Below are 18,226 nucleotides of genomic sequence, written 5' to 3'. Positions count from 1 at the left end.
CCACGAGTGGTGCAGATTCGCCCTCGAGACCTCGATCCAAGGGCGAATCTGCACCACTCATGGAATGCGAGGAGAACTGGTGCGCGCGCGTCAGGAGCCGCTCGGATCGCAGTCGATGACGTCCTTGGCCTGGGCGACCCGGAGCACCGAGCGGTCGACCTGCTCGGCATCGAGGTCTCCGGCGTCCAGGGCGGCCTCCAGATGGTCGAGCACCTCGGGCACCTCGTCCGTGGACAGCCAGAGGGCGATGTCGTTGCCCGCGGCGAGAGCGAGCTCGACGGCCTCGGGCACCGGGTGGCGGTCGGTGATGGCCTTCATGCCGCTCAGATCGTCGGTGAAGACCACGCCGTCGTGTCCGGTCCATCGTCCACCGTCGCCCGAGCGGAGCACGTCGATGACCTGAGGACTGAGACTCGCGGGCTCCCCCGCCGGGCTCAGCCCGGGGACCTCGAGATGTCCCATCATGACACCGAGCGGCAGCGTGCCGACCATCTGCTGGTAGGGCAGGAACTCGTCCTCACGCAGGGACTCCAGCGGCGGCGTGGTGGCGAGCCCGCTGTGTGAGTCGCCGCTCGCGCGCCCGTGGCCGGGGAAGTGCTTGATCACCGGGAGCACACCGGCATCGTCGAGGCCTTCGGCGAAGGCCGTGGCGTAGGTCGTGACAGTCTCCGGATCGTCGCTATAGGAGCGATCGCCGATCACTCCACCGTCCGGCTGTCCGGAGACGTCGACGACCGGGGCGAAATCGACGGTGATGCCGAGACCGGCCAGTTGTTCGCCGCGCTCTCGACCGAGGGCTCGCACTTCGTCGGGGTCCATCGTCCGCGCGCTCTCGCGAGCCGAAGGGATCGCACCGAACAGGTCGGCGACGCGGGACACGCGACCGCCCTCCTCGTCGATCGCGACCATGACCGGGACGTCGCTGGCGGCCTGCATCTCACCGATGCGCTCGTCGTCGAGGAAGGAGACGTCGGTCCAGCCGCCGATGAAGACTCCGCCGACGTGGTGGTCGCGGACCACCCTGACCGCGTCCTCGGTTCCGCGGACGCCCACCATCAGCAGCTGCGCGAGCCGGTCGCGGTCGCTCAGCCCCTCAAGGTAGTCCTCCCCGCACGGTTCCGGCGCGCTGCCGGGAGTCGGCTCGTCCTCCGCCTCCGGGGACGAGCCGGGGTCGCAGGCGGTGAGCGGCAGGAGGGTCACCAGCGGCACGACGAGTGCCGCCACGAACCTGCGTGTCCCCATGCCATCGAGCATGCCAGAGCCTCAGCTGAGCACCACCGCCGCGCGCGACGGCGCCCCGGCTCGGCGAGCCGGGGCGCCGTCGGATGCGAGACGACGAGTGCGCTCAGTCGTTGTCGATGGCCGCGAGGATGCCCGCCATGCTGCGGTCCTCGAGGGGCTCGCCGTCGATGAGGATGGTCGGCGTACCGCTCACACCGTGCTCGGACTGGCCGAAGGACTGCGCCTCCTTGACCCACTCGCCGAAGTTCTGCGTGCGGACGCAGGACTCGTCGACGGTCACGCCGGCATCCTCGAGCCATCCGGTGATCTCGGCATCCGAGGGACCGGCGCCGCCTTCGCCGGGCTGGTTGGCGAACAGCGCGTCGTGGGCGGCGTTGAAGTCCTCGAGACCGCCCTCGTCGAGCGCGCACATCGCGATATTGGTGGCGCGCAGCGAGTACTCGTTGGTGCTGCCGCCCATCTGGTCGAGGAAGGAGTAGGGCTGGTAGACGAGCTGGATGTCGCCGCTGTCGGCGAGCTGACGGATCTGCTGGCCGTTGGCGGCCTCGAACTGGCCGCACGCGGGGCAGAGGAAGTCCTCGTACAGCTGCACGACCGGCGCGTCCTCGGGGGGCTCGGAGCCGTCCGCGGGCTGGTACACGATGCCGTAGTCGTCGGTGGTGTTGGCCGGTTGTACGACCTCGGTCTGGCGCTCGTTCTTGTCGCGCTCGTTCATGATCGCCCAGCCACCGATACCGACGAGCACCACGACCACGGCGACGATCGCCACGGAGATGATGTTGCGCTGACGGCGTTCGGCCTTCTCACGCTCCTTGCGCATCTGTTCGGCACGTGCGGCGCGGTTCTTGCGGTCGTTCGTCACTCTCGGCTCCTCAGTCGACAAGTCCGCCGAAAGCCTAGCGAGTCACTCCGAGGCGATCGGATGATCATCCGACGTAAGGTGTCCGGGTGAACGAACGACTGGTGTGGATCGACTGTGAGATGACCGGCCTATCGCTGGAGCACGATGCTCTCATCGAGGTGGCGGCCCTGGTGACCGACTATGACCTCGAGGTACTCGGGGAGGGCGTGGATCTGGTGATCAAGCCTCCTCAGGAGGCATTGGAGCAGATGAACGAGGTCGTCACGCAGATGCACACCACGTCGGGCCTGCTGACCGAGCTCGATGCCGGCATCTCACTGCGCGAGGCCGAGGAGCAGGTCCTGGAGTACGTGCGCGCGTACATCCCCGAGCCGCGGAAGGCGCCGCTGGCCGGCAACTCGATCGGCACGGACCGCGGCTTCATCGCCCGGGACATGCACGAGCTGGAGGAGCATCTGCACTACCGGGTGGTCGACGTGTCGAGCATCAAGGAGCTGGCTCGCCACTGGTTCCCGCGGGCCTATTTCGCGGCCCCGGAGAAGGGCGGCAACCACCGTGCTCTCGCCGATATCCGTGAGAGCATCGATGAGCTGCGCTACTACCGCCATGCCGTCTTCACGCCCTCCCCGGGGATCGACTCGGAGTCGGCCCGCGCCATCGCCGCGGAGATCACCGAGAAGGCCACCCCCTCCGAGACCGCCTGAGGCACTCTGCGCTAGGATTGCTCTCGCTGTTCACGCCTCTGGCGCAAGCAGCGATGGTGGGCGTAGCTCAGTTGGTAGAGCCCCGGCTTGTGGTGCCGGTGGTCGCGGGTTCAAGTCCCGTCGTCCACCCCAGATATGAACCCCAGCGTGCAGGCGCTGGGGTTCATTGTTTTCCAGGCCAGTCGGAGACTTCCCCGGCCTGCGTCGATCCCGGAACGGCAAGACCCCGCCAGCGCCATGCTGACGGGGTCACCGCGTTGCGACCGAGGGGCCGTCGCGTCGAGCGGGTCAGTACTGGGAGCGCTTCTGACCGGGCCTCCAGGTGGGGTCATCGGTGTAGCAGCTGGGGCCGCAGCTGTAGACCGCCGCCTGGACCGTGGCACCGCCCGTGGACGTCGCCGGTCCGGCCGCGGACGTCACGGTCCCTCCCGCGAACGACAGGCCGCCGATGACGAAGAGAGGCGCGAGCACTCCCACGAATTTCGACTTCATTGTTGTCTCCTTGCAGCATGGTTGGGGGCGATCAGGGTGATCACGGCGAGCTCATCCTCACACCGCCCGGAAGAACTATCACCCCGTAGTTCTACGGGTTTCTGATCCGATCTCCCTCGGCCCGATCAGGGCCGTCCGGTTAGAGGCCGCCCCTGCCGCCGGACATTGGTCACCTCATCCGAGGCGAGTCATCAGCATCGAGGCGGTCGACGCCGTGCTCGATCGGACCGTCCGCGGGGCCGTCGCCGCGAGCGATGCCACCGGGGCATCGTCTGCCACGTCGGTGCGGACGAAACGACCGTCTCCACCACGCGACGTCACCTCGTGCGCCACCGATGTTCCGCGCTCCTCGTCCCGGCCGGCGACGTACACCCGCGCTCCCTCCTCGCCGAGGAGGAGCGCGATCGCCCGACCGATCCCGCTCGTCCCACCTGTCACCACTGCCGTACGGCCATCGAAACGTCCCATGTCTGCTCCTCGGTAGGCACCCGGCGCTTTGCCGGTCTCATCCTGAAGGCGTTCGGCGGGTATTCGATCCGAACGAACACCCGCCGGGCTCACTCGCGGGCACCCAGCGCCTGGACGGGCGGGATCCGCATGGCACCGCGCGTGGCCAGGACCGCGGTGACGATGGTGAGCACCGTCGTCAGCACGGTGATGGCACCGAGGAGCGTCCACGGGATGGCGATCACCGGAGTGCCGTAGACGCGATGCGTCGCGGCCCAGAGCCCGACCAGCGCGAGGACCGCGGCGACAGCTCCGAGGAGCAGGCCGATACCGGTGGCGGCGAGCGCCTCGACGACCGTGGTGCGCTGCACCTGCCGGCGGGTCAGGCCCGTGAGACGGAGCGTGGACGGCTCCACGCGGCGCTGTCCGATCGCGATGGCGAGGGTGCTCAGCACGCTGATGAGCGCGTAGACGCTGCCGAGGCCCACGATGGCGGCCATCACGGCACGGTTCTCGCGTGCGGACACGCTGTCCTCCTCCGCGGAAAGCTCAGCGGGCGTCAGCACGTTCGCCGCTCCCGCCTCGGCGAGCCGCTGCCCGACGATCCCGGCGTCCGCGCCGGGCTCCAACTGGACGAGAACGGTGGTCGCCCGGTCGAGCACCTCGGGCGGCAGGATCGCGCGGTCGATATAGAAGCCGTCGCTCCCGGCCAGGGTCTCCCCATCCGCGCCGCCTCACGGAGCGACACCGTCTCACCGTCGACCTCCAGAGCGATCTCGTCGTAGTGGCCGCGGATCATCGTGCTGTCCAGGCCCGGACCGAAGACGACGCCGTCCGGTCCGAACTCCGCGACATCTCCGCTGTCGGGCCGCTGGCGGTGCGTGGCACCGAAGGCCTCGGGATCGACCGCGACGACCGTGCCGGGACCGTTCGTGGTCATGCCACCCGAGGTCAGCCGGATCGCGAGCGGCACGACCGTCTCGGGGGCCGCGAGCGCGATGCCGTCGATGGCGTCGACCGCCTCCAGGTCGAGGTCCTCGCCCTGGGCGACCAGATCGGCGTCCAGGAGCTGCGTCGCCTCGGTCGCCGACGCCTCCGTCTGGGTGTCGAGGATCCCCTGGAGACCCATCACGAGGCTGACCAGCACGATCATCGGCGCCGCGCACGACGCGGTGCGGCGGATGGCGTCGCGCAGGTTCGCGACGGCGAGATCCGCGACCGGTGAACGACGGGCCCACGGCATGAGCACCAGCGCCACGGCCGGCACGAGCAAAGGCGACAGCCGGCTCATCGCGACCGACGCGGTGATGACGATGCCCAGACCGAGCAGCAGCGGGATCAGCATGCCGCCCGTCGTCGCCGAGAAGTAGGTCTGCACGGCGGTGAGCGCGACGGCGACCGCGGCCACGATCCAGCGCCGCACGGTCATCACGCGCTGGGTGTCGTGAGTCCGGCGCAGCGCGTCCAAGGGGCTGATCGCCGTCGCCCGGCGCGCCCCGCCCCAGGCGCCGGCGAGACAGACCACGCCCGCGACCACAAGGTCGAGCACCAGGATCGCCGGGCGGACGGGGGTCGCCAGCTCCTCCGGGAAGGTGCCGAGCGAGGCGAGGATCCTGCTCTGCACACCGGTCAGCGCCACGCCGAGCAGGCCACCGACGGCGGCTCCGATGACGGCGGTGATGAGTGCCTCGGCCAGCAACAGCCGGCACACCTGACGCGAGGTGACTCCCCCGAGACGCAGGATCGCCAGATCGCCGCGGCGCTGGTCGACGGCGAAGTTGAAAGTCGAGCCGACGACGAAGATCGTCAGGAAGGCACCGAGCATCACCGTCATACCGGTGAGCGTGCTGGCTCCGCTCGCCGCCTGCTGGAACGCCTCGGCTTCCGCCGGCGTCGACCCGCTCGGCGGCACGGCGCCCTCGACGCCGAGGATGATCGTCATGCCGGCATGGACGATGGCGACCCCCGCCGTCACCGCGAGGACCGTCCCGACGAAGAGCTGCCACCGGTCGGCGAAGGTGCGCAGAGCGAGGCTGATCATCGCAGGGTCTCCAGCTCGGCGAGGGTCGCGGCGATCCGGCCGGTGTCCGCCCCGCTCAGCGTCGTCACGAGGCGACCGTCGCGTAGGAAGGCCACATGGTCGGCGCGGGCCGCCGCCGCGGGATCGTGGGTGACCATGACGATGGTCTGTGATCGCTCATCGACCAGCTCGCGCAGCACGTCCAGGACCGTGCCGGCCGAGGCGCTGTCGAGGGCACCGGTGGGCTCGTCGGCGAACAGGATGCTCGGCTCCGTCGCGAGCGCCCGGGCGATGGCGACCCGCTGCTGCTGGCCGCCCGAGAGCTCCCGCGGCTTGTGATCCAGGTGACTCCCCAGCCCCAGCGTGCTGAGCGCGTCGACGGCCACCGCGCCGGCATCCTTGCGGCCGGCCAGGCGCAACGGCAACATGACGTTCTGCGTCGCGGTCAGCGCCGCCACGAGATTGAACTGCTGGAAGACGAAGCCGATATCGGTCCGCCGCATCCGGGTGAGGACATCGTCGCCGAGGCCGGCGATATCGCGGCCGTCGAGATGCACCTGCCCCGTGTCGGGGCTGTCGAGCCCGGCGGCGCAGTTCAACAGCGTCGACTTGCCCGAGCCGGACGGTCCCATGACCGCCGTCCAGGAACCACGCTGACAGCCCAGGGTGATGCGGTCCAGGGCGGTGAGCGTCGTGGAGCCGGACTGATAGGTGCGGGTCACATCGTGGAGGTGCAGCACGGTGCTGGGCGGAGCGGATGTGTTCATGCATCCAGCACATCGCGGGGGCGGCCCCGCGCGCAGTGGGGCCGGATCGTCGATCGACGGTAGAGCTGGCCCTACCGCGCCGGGTGTCGTCGCGATCCTACGATGACGGAGTGACAGCGACACCTGAGCGGGAGTCGCCGCCGGCCATCGGCCGGTGGCGCGGGACGTTCTACGTGTCTGCCGTCGGTGTGCGGACCCTCGTCGCCATGGCCGTGGTGGCTGCACTGGGAACGCCGATCGCGGTCGCGCTGGCCGATGGCGATCGTGCGGCCGCGGGTGGTCGTGGGACGGGAGGGGTCGGTGTCCTCGTCGTCGCCGGCCTGGCGCTGCTCGGCGCGGGACTTCCGCTGGTCGCCGGCGCCCTCGCGACCGCCGACTGGCACGGCTCGGCGGCCCTGCTGAACCGTCCGATGCCCGGCGTCCCCGTCGTCCGGTTTACCGAGCCTCGCACCCTCATCCGTCCGATGGCGTACGCCACGGTCATGCTGACCCTCGGCGGTGCCGCCGCCGTACCGGGCTTCCTGGTGGTGGTCGGCTCGGCGGTGACCGTAGCCGGGCCCGTCCTCGTCGCGAACGGGGACCAGATCGTCATCGGCCCCTTCACGATCGACACGCTGCCCGAGTCGCTGCTGGCGGCCCTCATCGGACTGGCGCTGCTGACTACCGTCGTGCTGGCGTCACCGAGCATCGCTCGGTGGCATGCCTCATTGGTCGCACAGGCGCTGACCCGCCCCGAGCAGCGCCTGCAGCTCGACCTCGCGATGACCGCACGGTCGCGCACCCGTCTCGTACGGGCCTTCGACGTCGAGCGTCGCCGCATCGAGCGCGACCTGCACGACGGCGTCCAGCCGCAGCTGATGTCGGTGAGCATGACGCTCGGGCTCGCGCTTGCCGACATGCCCGCCGGGGCCCCGGGTCGCGAGGACGTGGTCCGCGCTCAGGATCAGACGCGCCGGACGCTGGAGGCGATGCGCCGGTTCGTGCGCAACATCCATCCGCAGGTCCTCGTCGATCACGGCCTCGGTGCCGCCGTCGGGGAGCTCGCCGACACCCTCACACTGCCCATCGCCGTCGAGGACCGTCTTCCACACCGGCTGCCCGCCGATGTCGAGACGAGCCTGTACTTCTGCGCGGCAGAGCTGCTCACCAATGTGGTCAAGCACAGCGGCGCCGATCACGCGGAGGTCCGCCTGGACGCGATGCCGGACGGATCGGTGCGCGTCAGCGTGCGGGACGACGGCGGCGGTGGCGCCGGATCGGCCCACCACGACGGCGGCGGACTCGCCGGCATCGCCGACCGCATCGCCGCGTTCGACGGCACACTCGTCGTCGACTCGCCTCTCGGCGGCCCGACGACCGTGACCATCACACTGGCCATCTCCGAGGAGGACCCCGATGAGTGAGGCCGGTCCCGAGGCGCTCACGGTGGCGATCGCCGAGGACAACACGCTGCTGCGCGGGGGGCTCCAGGTGCTGCTCGAGCGCAACGGCTTCGTCGTCGTCGCGGCTGTGGGCGCCCCCGACGACCTCGTCGACGCGGTCCATGCCACGGCCCCGGACCTGGTGGTCACCGACGTACGGATGCCACCCGAGTTCCAGAGCGAGGGACTCACCGCGGCGGTGCGCCTGCGCGAGGAGGACCCGACGCTGCCGGTCGTAGTGCTGAGCCAGTACGTCGAGCAGAGCTATGTCGCCGAGCTGCTCGACAGCTCCGGTGGTGCGGGCATCGGCTATCTGCTGAAGGACCGCGTCAGCGATGTGAAGGACTTCGCCGCGACGCTGCGCCGCGTCCACGCGGGTGGCACCGCGGTCGATCCGGCGGTCATCAACCAGCTGATCGCGCGTCGCCGTGACCCGCTCGAACGGCTCACATCGCGCGAGCGCGAGGTGCTTGCGGTCATGGCCGAGGGGCACTCCAATGCCGCGATCGCCCGACTGTTGTTCGTCTCCGAGGCCGCCGTCGTCAAGCACATCGGCAACATCATGATGAAGCTCGACCTGCCCCCGAATGATGACCAGAACCGCCGCGTGGCGGCGGTCCTGGCCTATCTGCGGGGACAGAGCGCGTGACATCGTCCGGCTTCTCGTTGAGTGTGGGGGCACCTCACACTCAACGAGAAGGTCAGCCGAGCGAGGCCGGCTGTCCGTTGACGAGCACCTCGGTACCGTCCGGGACCTGGATCGAGTAACTGGCCTCGCAGTAGCCGACGATGCTGCCCCCGCATGGCGTGCCGAGGTTCAGCACGCCGTCGGTGAGGGACCAGGCAGGTGTCTCGGGGCTCTGTCCGAGTGTCTGTGTCGTCACCTCGACGGTCACCTCCCCGTCACCGGCACCACTCGCGACGTTGACGGGCATATACGAGTTGTCGTGGACGACGTTGAGCGTCTCGCCGTCGAACCCGAAGGACTCCTGTTCCGAATGGCCGCCGGACGAGCACCCCGTCAAGGTGATCGCGGCGACGAGGGCCAGTCCAATGGCGCTGCTGCGAGTGAGTGTCTTCATGCCTTCCATTCCAGTCCGGATCGAGCGCTTACGGCATCCCCCGACCCGGAGTCTTGGAGGTAGACCTAGCTCCACCACCGGCGGCGACACGGAGGTACGTCACGACGTTTGCGCGTTTCGCATCACCATCCGTCACTGACTGGACGGGAGATATGTTTCTGCGGTTGCTGGGGCGGCCGTGGAAGCACATCCTTCGTGACCCGCAGAAGCTCACCGAAAGATGGTCGAAGAAGACCGTGCCCATCTCTTGATGTTCGAACGCTTGTTCGATACTATAGGTGTATGAGTTCGGGGGATCTGGCGCAGCGGCTGCGGGAGACCGCAGCGTTGTTGGATGCGTTCGCGCCTTCGACGGATGCGTTGCGGGTGCTGGAAGAGGTGCGGAATGCGGTGGACGCGGCCCAGGCTCAACTGACCGCCGAGATGTCCGAGACCCTGGAGTATGAGGGTGAGGGCTACTCGACGGTGACGGCGTGGTTGCGTGATCAGTTGCGGGTGAGCTCGCGGCGTGCGAACGAGCTGGTCAGATCTGGGGTGACGCTGAAGCAGATCCCCGAGGCCGTCGAGCTAGTCTCAGCCGGTGAGGTGTCGTTGGAGCATGTGAAGCACCTGTCGTATGCCGTCACCCATGTCGGGCCCTCGCACACCCGTGACCTACTTCCTCAACTCCTCGACGTCGCCTCGACTCATGAGCCCGCTGTGCTACGTCAGGTCGTTCGCACCCTGCGGGATGCGGTGTATCCCGATGAGTTGGATCAGGCGTGGATCGATGGCATGGCGCGTGAGGATATTCAGGTGAACCCCGTCCCCGACGGGTGGCATGTGTATGGGTTCCTCAACTCCACGACCGGCGCCAAACTCACCACGTTGTTGCAGTCCCTGTCCGCGCCATCGGGTGCCGATGATCCGCGCACGAGTGCCCAACGGCGAGTGGACGGGCTGGAACGACTCCTCGACTCGGTCCTGGAGAGCGGGCTACCGCGCGATAAGGGGGTGCGTCCGCACCTGGCCCTGACGATCGACGCCAGCACCCTGATGAACGACAGCGGGTCCGGGGAGTTGGTGGGGTTCGGGACCATCGGCATCCGCCAGCTGCAGGAGATGATCTGCGAAGCCGACATCACCCCCATCGCCACCGGCGGCAAAGACGGAGTCCTCGACGTCGGCAGATCCAGCCGCCTGGCGACACCCCGGCAACGGACTGCGGTCCTCGCCCGACAAGGACACCAATGCGCCTCACCGGGATGTCGGGCACCCGTGGTGCATATCCACCACATCATCTGGTGGTCCCGCGGTGGACCCACCGACCTGGCCAACCTGATCGGGCTATGTCCCAGATGCCATCGCGCGGTTCACGCCGGAGCACTCGTCATCGACCCCACGACCCATGAGTTCCGCGACCGCCATGGCCGCCTCCTGCCCGGCGCCGACCCACGCCACCGACGACGAAAACTCGCCCACGCCAGCTGACCTGGCGCATCAGCCGGCGGACGTGAGCTCGCTCAACCGCTGCTGCGTCTCGCGGAGCTCGGCCTGCTTGGCGTCCAGCCGCCGGCCCTCACCGACCAGCTGGCCAGCCTCCTCGGCAGCTCCGCACAGGTCGTGCCCGGCGCGGGACACTTCCTCGCCGCCGACGGGATCACCGCGCTCCCCTCGGCTTACGACGCCGTCATGACCACCCCACGTCCGCCTGGATCGCGCGGATGACCTCGCCGAGGACGCCTCTGGTCAGCAGCCCTGGACCGAGCGGTCCGCCCGAAGCCTGTCCCACCGCCGGCAGCTGTCGCAGCACCATGCGCTCGGCCTCCGTCAGCCGACCGAGCTGCCAGCGGACCTCGTCGCGCATCGCCTCGGGCTGCCCGGGAGAGGCGAGGGAGACGGCCTTGGCCGCATAGGCCGCCGCACCCAGCGCATGAGCCCCCATGTGCGCCACCGCGGAAGCCTGCGCCGCTGCCCGAGCAGCCGCCGCGCCAGCCGGGGACGTCGCGGCGCTGGCGGCCTTGACGGCGATCATCCGCTGACGGATCTCCTCGGCGGCCGTGCTCTCGCCGCGGGCGAATGCGCGCGTGCGGGCGATGGCATCGGGGATACGCTCATCGTCGGGTGCCTCCGCGGTGAACAGCGGCAGAACGCGCCCGGCGCACTCCGCCGCCCACCGAGCGGCGATCCGTCGGTCTGCGTCACTGAGAGTCTGAGCGGAGGACACCCACGCATCCTTCCACGGACCGCTCCCCTACCCCTCCGCGACGAGGCGCTGAGTGCCGAGCACCGCGAGGAGATCGAGCTTGCTCGCGGCCTCGGTGCGCGGCGCCGCGGTGAGGACGAGAAGCACCTGGGACTCGTCCTCGGTGAAGAGTGCCTGACAGTCCACCTCGATCTCCCCCAGCTCGGGATGGACCAGCACCTTGTGGTCGTCGAAGCGGCGCCTGACCTCGTGCTCATCCCACAGCCGGGCGAACTCCGGGCTGCGACGGCTCAGCTCGCGCACCAGCTCTCCAGCGCGCGACTCGGCCCCGAGCCTGCCGTAGGCCACCCGCAACGATGCCACCTGAGCACGGCTCTGCCGGTCGTGGTCGTGTGCGGGATACCGCTTCCGTTCCTGGTCGGGATAGAGGAACCAGCGGTAGATGTTGCTGCGCTCGAATCCGGTCAGCCGGCTCGTGTCACCGAACAAGGCCCGCGCCGGACCATTCTGGACGAGGGTCTCGCCGAGCGCGGAGAGGATCAGCGCCGGCGTGTCCGTCAAACGGTCGAGCACCCGCAGCAATCCTGGCGCGATGTGATCGGTACGCGCGGCTCGATCGGGGGCGTCATGGCCCGCGACGCGGTACAAGTAGTCACGCTCATCCGCTGTCAGGCGGAGGGCCCGCGCGACCGATGCGAGCATCTGCGTACTCGGCTGGGGGCCACGCCGCTGCTCCATCCGCGTGTAGTAGTCGGTCGACATCGCCGCAAGCTGCGCGACCTCCTCACGTCGCAACCCCGCGGTCCGCCGTCGCGGACCTGCGCTCAGTCCGACATCGGCGGGTTGGAGGGCGGCACGGCGGCGCAGGAGGAAGGCGGCGAGAGCATCACGGTCCACCTCAGCAGTATCGCCGCAGCGCCGGTCGCCGAACCAGGGATCGGCGATCCCCCGCATAACGCTCCCTGGAACAGCGCAGCCGCAGAGCGAAGACTTCAGACATGGACATCTCAGGGAACACCGTCTTCATCCCCGGCGCCACCAGCGGCATCGGTCTGGCCCTCGCGCTGCAACTGCACGAGAAAGGCAACACCGTCATCATCGGCGGCCGGCGCAGGGGGAGGCTCGACGAGATCAGCGCGACCCACCCGGGTCTCCGCACCGTCGAGATCGACGTCACCGATCCGGCGGCCATCCGGCGCGCCTCCGCAGAGGTGATCGAGGAGCACCCGGACCTGAACGTCCTCGTCACGATGGCCGGGGTGATGCGGGTCGAGGATTGGACTGATCCCGCCGGATTCATGGCCACCGCCGAGGAGACGGTCACCACGAACCTGCTCGGCACCATCCGTCTCATCGGCGCCTTCATCGAGCACCTCCGCACCCGGCCGACGGCGACGATCATGACCGTCTCCTCCGGCCTCGCCTTCGCACCCCTGCGAGCCACGCCGACCTACAACGCCACCAAGGCGGCCATCCACCAGCTCAGCGAGTCGTTACGTCTCCAGCTCGTCGACACGACCGTCCAGGTCGTCGAACTCGTCCCGCCCGCGGTCCGCACCGACTTGGTGCCCGGGCACCGCGAGAACGAGTCCGCCATGCCCCTCGACGACTTCGCCGACGAGGTCATGACGCTGATCGAGGCCCAGCCCGAGGCACGCGAGATCCAGGTCGAGAGGGTGAAGTTCCTGCGCTACGGCGAGGCTCGCGGCGACTACGACGATGTGGTCGCCGCCCTCAATCGCCGCGATCGGCACACCAGCTGACACGCGCCTGATTCAGGAGGACTCGGCGGCACGGTCGATGCCGAGCGTGGCGACCAGGTCCTCGTGCAGCTCGAACCACACCCGGTGACACGAGTCGATATCGGAACGGTCGATCCAGGCACGGTCGCCGTCCCGGGCTCGCTGCAACGCCTCACCGAAGCGCCGGTGGTAGCCCGCGAACCGCGCGAGCACGCCGGCCAGCCGGTGATCCAGGTCAACGAGGGCGCCCTCGATCTCGCCGAGATCGTCGAGGACGCTGTCATCCCAGGCGGGATCGGCGTGATCATTGGGCTCGAAGCGGCCGCCTAGCATCGGCTTCAGCTGCCAGTTCGTGCAGGCTCGCTGGAGACGCTCGTTCCACGGCAGGAACGCGCGGTAGACGTCCCGCACCTGCTCGACGGCACCCGCCTCGATGAGCTCGGCCGCGAGCAGCCGCTCGTTCCGCTCTTTACCCGCCTCGGTCAGCGACCAGCCTCGGTGTCCGGCGAACTCGCCATGGCGCACCCACCCGCGCGCCTCGGCGTCGAGCAGCAGCTCGGTGGTCTCGTCCGGGTCGAGGCCGAAGCGCCGCGCCAGCGCGGTGTCCGCGGCGAAGCCCAGCACTCGAACCGCGTGGAGCACGAGCACGTCCGGAGGCGACGGATGACTCATCCGGCGCCGTCGCGGCGCGCCGCCAGCCGATGGTAGTGCTGCTGGCAGGCCTGCGGCGAGTTGAAGCCCATGGCCTCGGCGATCTGCGCCCAGGTGAGCCCGGCGCTGCGTGCGATGAACAGCAGGCCGGATTCGAGCCCCTCCACCTCGGCCCTCGCGGCGGGCAGGAGGGCGAGAGCGCTGAGCAGCTCCTCCTCCGCCAGGTCGCCCGAGCGCCACAGGGCGAAGTTCGCGAGGTCGACGGCCGAGGCCGGCACCGGCGGCGGTCGCCAGGGCGGGGACTCGAGCCGATCCGCACCGAGACGCCCCACGCGTTCCCGCGCCTCCTGCTCGCGGAGCGCCTGCGCTCGGTCGGCTTCGGCGGTGCCGTCGACGTGGTGGTTGCGTGCCATGGGGTCGATCCTGCAGAATCAACGAAACATTGTCAATATATTGTTGAAGGATTCGCATGTTCGTGGCGCTGCTCGACGCCACGCCCGAGAGCTCGGGCGGCAAGGCAGGCACACTCGGCCGGCTACTGCGCGCCGGCCTCCCCGTGCCGGACGGTATCGCTCTCACCACCGACGCCTACCGCGCAGCCGCCACAAGCAGCGTCGACGCACCCTCCCTGTTCGCGTCGACGGATGCTCGCGACCAGTTCGAGAGGAGGCTCCGGGAGCTCGGGGATCAACCGCTGGCCGTCCGCTCCTCGGCCACCGACGAGGACACCGCCACCCGGTCCGCCGCCGGCCAGCACGAGACCTTCCTCGCCGTCCAGGGGATCGGAGAGGTCGCCGTCGCCGTCCGAGCCTGTTGGGACTCCCTGCACTCCCCCACCGCCGCCTCCTACCGCGAAGGCTCGCCAGGGGCGGAGGCAGCGGAGACGCCAGCGATGGGCGTGCTCATCCAACGGCTCGTCGATGCCGACGCCTCCGGGGTGATGTTCACTCCGGAGGATCCCACCGCCGCCACCACGATCGAGGCATCGTGGGGACTCGGTTCCAGCATCGTCGGCGGCACCGTCACCCCGGACGCGTTCTACGTCGAGTCCGACGGCTCACTCGACCGGACTATCGCCGACAAGCACACCCGAGTCGACCGGGACGGCCAGCGGCTGGTCACCCGCGATGTGCCCACCGACGACCGTCGCCGACGCGCGATCGGCGACCCGACAGCTCGCCGCCTCGCCGAGCTCGGACGCGAGATCGCCGAGCTCCTCGGCGCGCCGCAGGACATCGAGTGGGCCGTGGCCGACGGCCGTCTCTGGATCCTCCAGGCCCGGCCGATCACGGCCAGCCCTCCGGCGTCCCATCCCGGCTCCCCGCTCGGGTCCGGCACCCCCGGCAGCCACGGCACGGCGACGGGTCCCGCACGGATCGTCGGCGGTCCCGACGATTTCGCCCGGGTGCGACACGGCGATGTCCTCGTCTGCTCCTTCACGACACCCGCGTGGACGCCGCTGCTGCGGATGGTCGCGGCAGTCATCACCGAGACCGGCGGCGTGCTCTCGCACGCGGCCATCGTCGCGCGCGAGCTGGGCGTGCCTGCCGTGCTCGGTGTCCCCGAGGCGACCCGCCGGCTGAAGGACGGTATGCCGGTCACCGTGGACGGCACGACCGGCGCCATCGTCCAGGATCGCTGACACTCACGAAAGGCCACACATGCCCACCCGTCACCTGTATCTCGCCCGCCACGGCGATGCCGACCCCTTCGGCGAGTTGACCGACACCGGCCGGCGCCAGGCCGGGCTGCTCGGCGAGCGCCTCGCCGATCTTCCCCTCGATGCCGTGTGGCATTCGCCGCTGCCCCGCGCGGCGGCCAGCGCGCGTGAGATCGCGCGCCGACTGCCCGCGGCGACACCGGTCGCCGAAGTCACCGAGCTCATCGACCACGTCCCCTACGTCCCCGGCCCGGACGAGACGCCGGACCCCTGGATCCCCTTCTTCGACGGCTACCAGCGGGAGGAGGCCGAGGCGGGTGCCCGGATGGCGGCGGGCCTGGTCGCGCGCTTCGCGGCCAGCCCGGAACCCCAGGACTCCGACACGCACGAGCTGCTCATCACCCACGCCTACCCGATCGCCTGGCTGGTGCGCCATGCCCTCGATGCTCCGCCGGCGCGCTGGCTCGGCCTCGACAGTGCCAACACCGCTCTCACCACCATCGAATACCGTCCCGGCCTCCCGCCGGCCCTCGTCACCTTCAACGACCTGGCGCATCTGCCGACGGACCTGCGCTGGACGGGCTTCGCGGCCACCCTCCGCCCCTGAGCGGATCCGCCTTCCGGGGACCCCTTCGAGACGCCCGTCACAAGCCCCCGAACGACTGTGTTAATGTCATGGACCGTCCGCGGGCATGAGCCCGCGGCACTGTCGGGACGCGCCGAGCGAGGACACTCGCCACGACGCGCGCACGGCCCGCTCCGCGCCATCCGGCGCCGTCGAGCCAGGGCCCCGGACGGAGGGCGCCAGCGCTGCCGCCCATGTCCGGCTGATCGATCGAGGGCATGCCCACATGCCCTGCTCCAGCCTGCCCACGGGCCGGCGATCGGCACGACGGTGAGGCGAACGCAGGAAGGGATGTGGTCCATCGACCGAGGGCATCAGCGCGTCGACTTCTGAGAGCCCGCGGAGACGCCCCCGCGTGGCCGGACGTGCACGGCACGGCGCCGGCGACCACGCATGTCTGCGTCCGTGCGGATTCCATGACTTCGTCGAATAAGGAGGTGGCGCGTGAATAACCTCGACTCGGTGCAGTTCAGCGCCGTGATCATCGTTGGATTGCTGGTGTTCTTCTACGGAGGAACGTTCTATATCTCGACTCGCATCGGCAAGAAACAGGAGAATGCCGACGGCTACATGACCGCCGGCAACAAGATCGGCTTCGGCATCTCCGCGGCCAGCATGACCGCCACGTGGATCTGGGCGTCGTCGATGTACGCGTCGGCGGCCTCGGGCTACACCTACGGCATCTCCGGACCCATCCACTACGGCCTGTGGGGCGCCCTGATGATCCTGTTCATCTACCCCTTCGGCAAGCGGATCCGCTCAGTCGCGCCGAAAGCGCACACCCTGGCCGAGGTCATGCACGCCCGGCACGGCCGCTCGAGCCAGCTCATGCTCGCGGGCTCCAATATCGTCGGCAGCGTCATCAGCCTGATGTCGAACTTCATCGCGGGCGGTGTGCTCATCGCGATGCTCTCCCCCTTCACCTTCATCCAGGGCGTGGTCGCGGTCGCCGGCGGCGTGCTGTTGTACTCGCTCTGGTCGGGCTTCCGCGCCTCCGTGCTCACCGACTTCGTCCAGGTGATGGCGATGCTCGGCGCCGTTGCCATCATCGTGCCGGTCATCTTCTTCGCCGCTGGATTCCCCGCGGCCTTCGAGACCGGCGCCGCGAACCTGACTCCTCAGCAGGGCAATTTCTTTTCCAGCGACGCCTTCCTCGGCCAGGGAGCTCCCTATATCGCCGCGGTGCTCGCCTATGCGATCGGCAATCAGACCATCGCCCAACGCCTGTTCGCCGTGCGCGAGGACCTCATCAAGCCCACCTTCATCACCGCCACCATCGGCTACGGCGCGATGGTCATCGGCGTCGGCATGCTCGGTGTGCTCGCCCTCTACCTCGGCTTCGAGCCCACCGACGGCGATATCAACAATCTCATCCCCGAGATGGCCGCGACCTATCTGCCGGCGATCCTGCTGGCCGTCTTCTTCATCATGATCATCGGCGCGCTGTCGTCCACGGCGGACTCCGATCTCGCCGCGCTGTCGTCGATCATGATGGCCGATGTCTATGGCCAGAACATCGCGGGCAAGGAGAAGGCGAATCCGAAGACGATGCTGCTCGTCGGGCGCATGACGATGGTCGTCGCGACCGCCGCGGCAGTCGCCTTCGCGAGCCTGCAGTTGAACATCCTCGACCTGCTCGTCTTCGTGGGTGCCCTGTGGGGCGCGCTGGTGTTCCCCGTGCTCGCGAGCTTCTACTGGGACAAGGTCACCAACAAGGCGTTCACCACATCGGTCATCGCCGCACTCGCCCTGTTCCTCCCCGTGCGCTTCGGGTGGATCCCGATGTCCGGCGGGATCGGGTTGATCGTCGACGTCCTCTCGGTCATCGGCATCGGCGTGGTGCTCGGCCTGATGACCTTCGGTTTCTTCGGGATCCGGGTCGGGAAGGTCGTCGGCGTGGTCGCCGCGCTGGTGTCCGCGCCGTTCGTCATCGGCTTCCTGCACGACTACGCGACCCTCAGCGCCTCGTTGGTCGCGTATGCCGTCAGCACGGTGGTCTGCTGGGCGATGTCGATCGGGCAGACCGAACGCTTCGACTTCGCCCTGATCCGTCAGCGCACCGGCAACTTCGATGACGACGATCCTCGTCGCGACCCCACCCCCGAACCCGCGAAGGAGGCGTGATGACCACGCTCGCCCTTACCGTCTACGTCCTCGTCTGGCCCCTCGTGGTGCTCGCCGTGATGGGAGTGATCGGCCGCGCCTTCTTCGCCGAATGGCGTGAGGCGCGACGTTCCGGTCAGGACCTCATCTGACTCCGGGACACCTGACGGCGGCGAGCCGCCGGCCCGAGCGAGTATCGGGCCGGGGCGAGCCGTCACGGAGA

General features: G+C 69.2%; 22 protein-coding genes and 1 tRNA gene. 10 read left to right on the top strand and 13 right to left on the bottom strand.

Annotated features, from left to right (window positions below):
• Positions 1 to 90: 90 nt before the first annotated feature.
• On the bottom strand, positions 91 to 1,242 hold the full coding sequence (locus FNM00_RS10205) for a glycoside hydrolase family 3 N-terminal domain-containing protein (RefSeq protein ID WP_221933676.1): 1,152 nt from the start codon (positions 1,240 to 1,242) through the stop codon (positions 91 to 93).
• A 103-nt stretch (positions 1,243 to 1,345) separates the two neighbouring features.
• The gene (locus FNM00_RS10200; RefSeq protein ID WP_143913340.1) at positions 1,346 to 2,104 is read right to left on the bottom strand and encodes a DsbA family protein; all 759 of its coding nucleotides are present in this window, start codon (positions 2,102 to 2,104) and stop codon (positions 1,346 to 1,348) included.
• Positions 2,105 to 2,190: 86 nt separating this feature from the next.
• Here FNM00_RS10200 and orn point away from each other — a divergent pair, with 86 nt between their 5' ends.
• On the top strand, positions 2,191 to 2,808 hold the full coding sequence (gene orn, locus FNM00_RS10195) for an oligoribonuclease (RefSeq protein ID WP_143913339.1): 618 nt from the start codon (positions 2,191 to 2,193) through the stop codon (positions 2,806 to 2,808).
• Between the two features lie 56 nt (positions 2,809 to 2,864).
• Positions 2,865 to 2,940, top strand: a tRNA-His gene (locus tag FNM00_RS10190).
• Positions 2,941 to 3,096: 156 nt separating this feature from the next.
• Here FNM00_RS10190 and FNM00_RS10185 read toward each other — a convergent pair.
• The 5 genes from FNM00_RS10185 to FNM00_RS10165 form a co-directional block, all read right to left on the bottom strand.
• Positions 3,097 to 3,300 (bottom strand): hypothetical protein, encoded by a 204-nt coding sequence (locus FNM00_RS10185; RefSeq protein ID WP_143913338.1) that lies wholly within the window; start codon positions 3,298 to 3,300, stop codon positions 3,097 to 3,099.
• Positions 3,301 to 3,474: 174 nt separating this feature from the next.
• Positions 3,475 to 3,768: an SDR family NAD(P)-dependent oxidoreductase gene (locus FNM00_RS10180; RefSeq protein ID WP_143913337.1), complete on the bottom strand. Its 294-nt coding sequence runs from the start codon at positions 3,766 to 3,768 to the stop codon at positions 3,475 to 3,477.
• 89 nt (positions 3,769 to 3,857) lie between these two features.
• Positions 3,858 to 4,274, bottom strand: a complete 417-nt coding sequence (locus FNM00_RS10175) for an FtsX-like permease family protein (RefSeq protein ID WP_143913336.1) — start codon at positions 4,272 to 4,274, stop codon at positions 3,858 to 3,860.
• A 32-nt stretch (positions 4,275 to 4,306) separates the two neighbouring features.
• On the bottom strand, positions 4,307 to 5,788 hold the full coding sequence (locus tag FNM00_RS10170) for an ABC transporter permease (protein WP_143913335.1): 1,482 nt from the start codon (positions 5,786 to 5,788) through the stop codon (positions 4,307 to 4,309).
• The gene (locus FNM00_RS10165; RefSeq protein WP_143913334.1) at positions 5,785 to 6,534 is read right to left on the bottom strand and encodes an ABC transporter ATP-binding protein; all 750 of its coding nucleotides are present in this window, start codon (positions 6,532 to 6,534) and stop codon (positions 5,785 to 5,787) included. The genes FNM00_RS10170 and FNM00_RS10165 overlap by 4 nt, the downstream gene beginning before the upstream one ends.
• 110 nt (positions 6,535 to 6,644) lie before the next feature.
• On the opposite strand from FNM00_RS10165, the gene FNM00_RS10160 reads away from it, so the two are divergent.
• On the top strand, positions 6,645 to 7,937 hold the full coding sequence (locus tag FNM00_RS10160; protein WP_185973089.1) for a sensor histidine kinase: 1,293 nt from the start codon (positions 6,645 to 6,647) through the stop codon (positions 7,935 to 7,937).
• On the top strand, positions 7,930 to 8,604 hold the full coding sequence (locus FNM00_RS10155) for a response regulator transcription factor (protein WP_143913332.1): 675 nt from the start codon (positions 7,930 to 7,932) through the stop codon (positions 8,602 to 8,604). The genes FNM00_RS10160 and FNM00_RS10155 overlap by 8 nt, the downstream gene beginning before the upstream one ends.
• A 52-nt stretch (positions 8,605 to 8,656) precedes the next feature.
• Here the strand turns inward: FNM00_RS10155 and FNM00_RS10150 are convergent, their stop codons facing one another.
• Positions 8,657 to 9,037 (bottom strand): hypothetical protein, encoded by a 381-nt coding sequence (locus tag FNM00_RS10150; protein ID WP_143913331.1) that lies wholly within the window; start codon positions 9,035 to 9,037, stop codon positions 8,657 to 8,659.
• 282 nt (positions 9,038 to 9,319) lie between these two features.
• Between FNM00_RS10150 and FNM00_RS10145 the strand changes: the two genes are divergently transcribed.
• Positions 9,320 to 10,507 (top strand): HNH endonuclease, encoded by a 1,188-nt coding sequence (locus FNM00_RS10145; protein ID WP_143913330.1) that lies wholly within the window; start codon positions 9,320 to 9,322, stop codon positions 10,505 to 10,507.
• 9 nt (positions 10,508 to 10,516) lie between these two features.
• Here FNM00_RS10145 and FNM00_RS18830 read toward each other — a convergent pair whose 3' ends face one another.
• The 3 genes from FNM00_RS18830 to FNM00_RS10135 are packed head-to-tail and all read right to left on the bottom strand — an operon-like array spanning position 10,517 to position 12,119.
• Entirely contained in the window at positions 10,517 to 10,657 is a 141-nt protein-coding gene (locus FNM00_RS18830; RefSeq protein ID WP_185973088.1) for a hypothetical protein, read from the bottom strand.
• Positions 10,658 to 10,706: 49 nt separating this feature from the next.
• Positions 10,707 to 11,243, bottom strand: a complete 537-nt coding sequence (locus FNM00_RS10140; RefSeq protein ID WP_185973087.1) for a putative immunity protein — start codon at positions 11,241 to 11,243, stop codon at positions 10,707 to 10,709.
• Positions 11,244 to 11,270: 27 nt separating this feature from the next.
• Positions 11,271 to 12,119: a helix-turn-helix transcriptional regulator gene (locus tag FNM00_RS10135; protein WP_143913532.1), complete on the bottom strand. Its 849-nt coding sequence runs from the start codon at positions 12,117 to 12,119 to the stop codon at positions 11,271 to 11,273.
• A 101-nt stretch (positions 12,120 to 12,220) separates the two neighbouring features.
• On the opposite strand from FNM00_RS10135, the gene FNM00_RS10130 reads away from it, so the two are divergent.
• The gene (locus FNM00_RS10130; protein WP_143913329.1) at positions 12,221 to 12,985 is read left to right on the top strand and encodes an SDR family oxidoreductase; all 765 of its coding nucleotides are present in this window, start codon (positions 12,221 to 12,223) and stop codon (positions 12,983 to 12,985) included.
• Between the two features lie 12 nt (positions 12,986 to 12,997).
• On the opposite strand, the gene FNM00_RS10125 is transcribed toward FNM00_RS10130, so the two are convergent.
• On the bottom strand, positions 12,998 to 13,612 hold the full coding sequence (locus FNM00_RS10125; RefSeq protein ID WP_246065146.1) for a transcriptional regulator: 615 nt from the start codon (positions 13,610 to 13,612) through the stop codon (positions 12,998 to 13,000).
• A 20-nt stretch (positions 13,613 to 13,632) separates the two neighbouring features.
• Positions 13,633 to 14,028 carry a DNA-binding protein gene (locus FNM00_RS10120; protein WP_143913327.1) on the bottom strand — a complete coding sequence of 132 codons (396 nt, stop codon included), beginning with the start codon at positions 14,026 to 14,028 and terminating at the stop codon, positions 13,633 to 13,635.
• A 56-nt stretch (positions 14,029 to 14,084) separates the two neighbouring features.
• Here FNM00_RS10120 and FNM00_RS10115 point away from each other — a divergent pair, with 56 nt between their 5' ends.
• From FNM00_RS10115 to FNM00_RS19010, 4 genes are all read left to right on the top strand, one after another.
• The gene (locus tag FNM00_RS10115) at positions 14,085 to 15,257 is read left to right on the top strand and encodes a PEP/pyruvate-binding domain-containing protein (protein WP_143913326.1); all 1,173 of its coding nucleotides are present in this window, start codon (positions 14,085 to 14,087) and stop codon (positions 15,255 to 15,257) included.
• A 19-nt stretch (positions 15,258 to 15,276) separates the two neighbouring features.
• Positions 15,277 to 15,882 (top strand): histidine phosphatase family protein, encoded by a 606-nt coding sequence (locus tag FNM00_RS10110; protein WP_143913325.1) that lies wholly within the window; start codon positions 15,277 to 15,279, stop codon positions 15,880 to 15,882.
• 462 nt (positions 15,883 to 16,344) lie between these two features.
• Positions 16,345 to 18,024: a sodium:solute symporter family transporter gene (locus FNM00_RS10105; protein ID WP_143913324.1), complete on the top strand. Its 1,680-nt coding sequence runs from the start codon at positions 16,345 to 16,347 to the stop codon at positions 18,022 to 18,024.
• Positions 18,024 to 18,155: a putative transporter small subunit gene (locus FNM00_RS19010; RefSeq protein WP_221933675.1), complete on the top strand. Its 132-nt coding sequence runs from the start codon at positions 18,024 to 18,026 to the stop codon at positions 18,153 to 18,155. The genes FNM00_RS10105 and FNM00_RS19010 overlap by 1 nt, the downstream gene beginning before the upstream one ends.
• Positions 18,156 to 18,226: the final 71 nt, after the last annotated feature.

The organism is Aeromicrobium piscarium (genome assembly GCF_007421815.1).
GTDB lineage: Bacteria > Actinomycetota > Actinomycetes > Propionibacteriales > Nocardioidaceae > Aeromicrobium > Aeromicrobium piscarium.
Note: the sequence above shows the minus strand (reverse complement) of the source record. Positions and strands in the feature narration are given on the sequence as shown.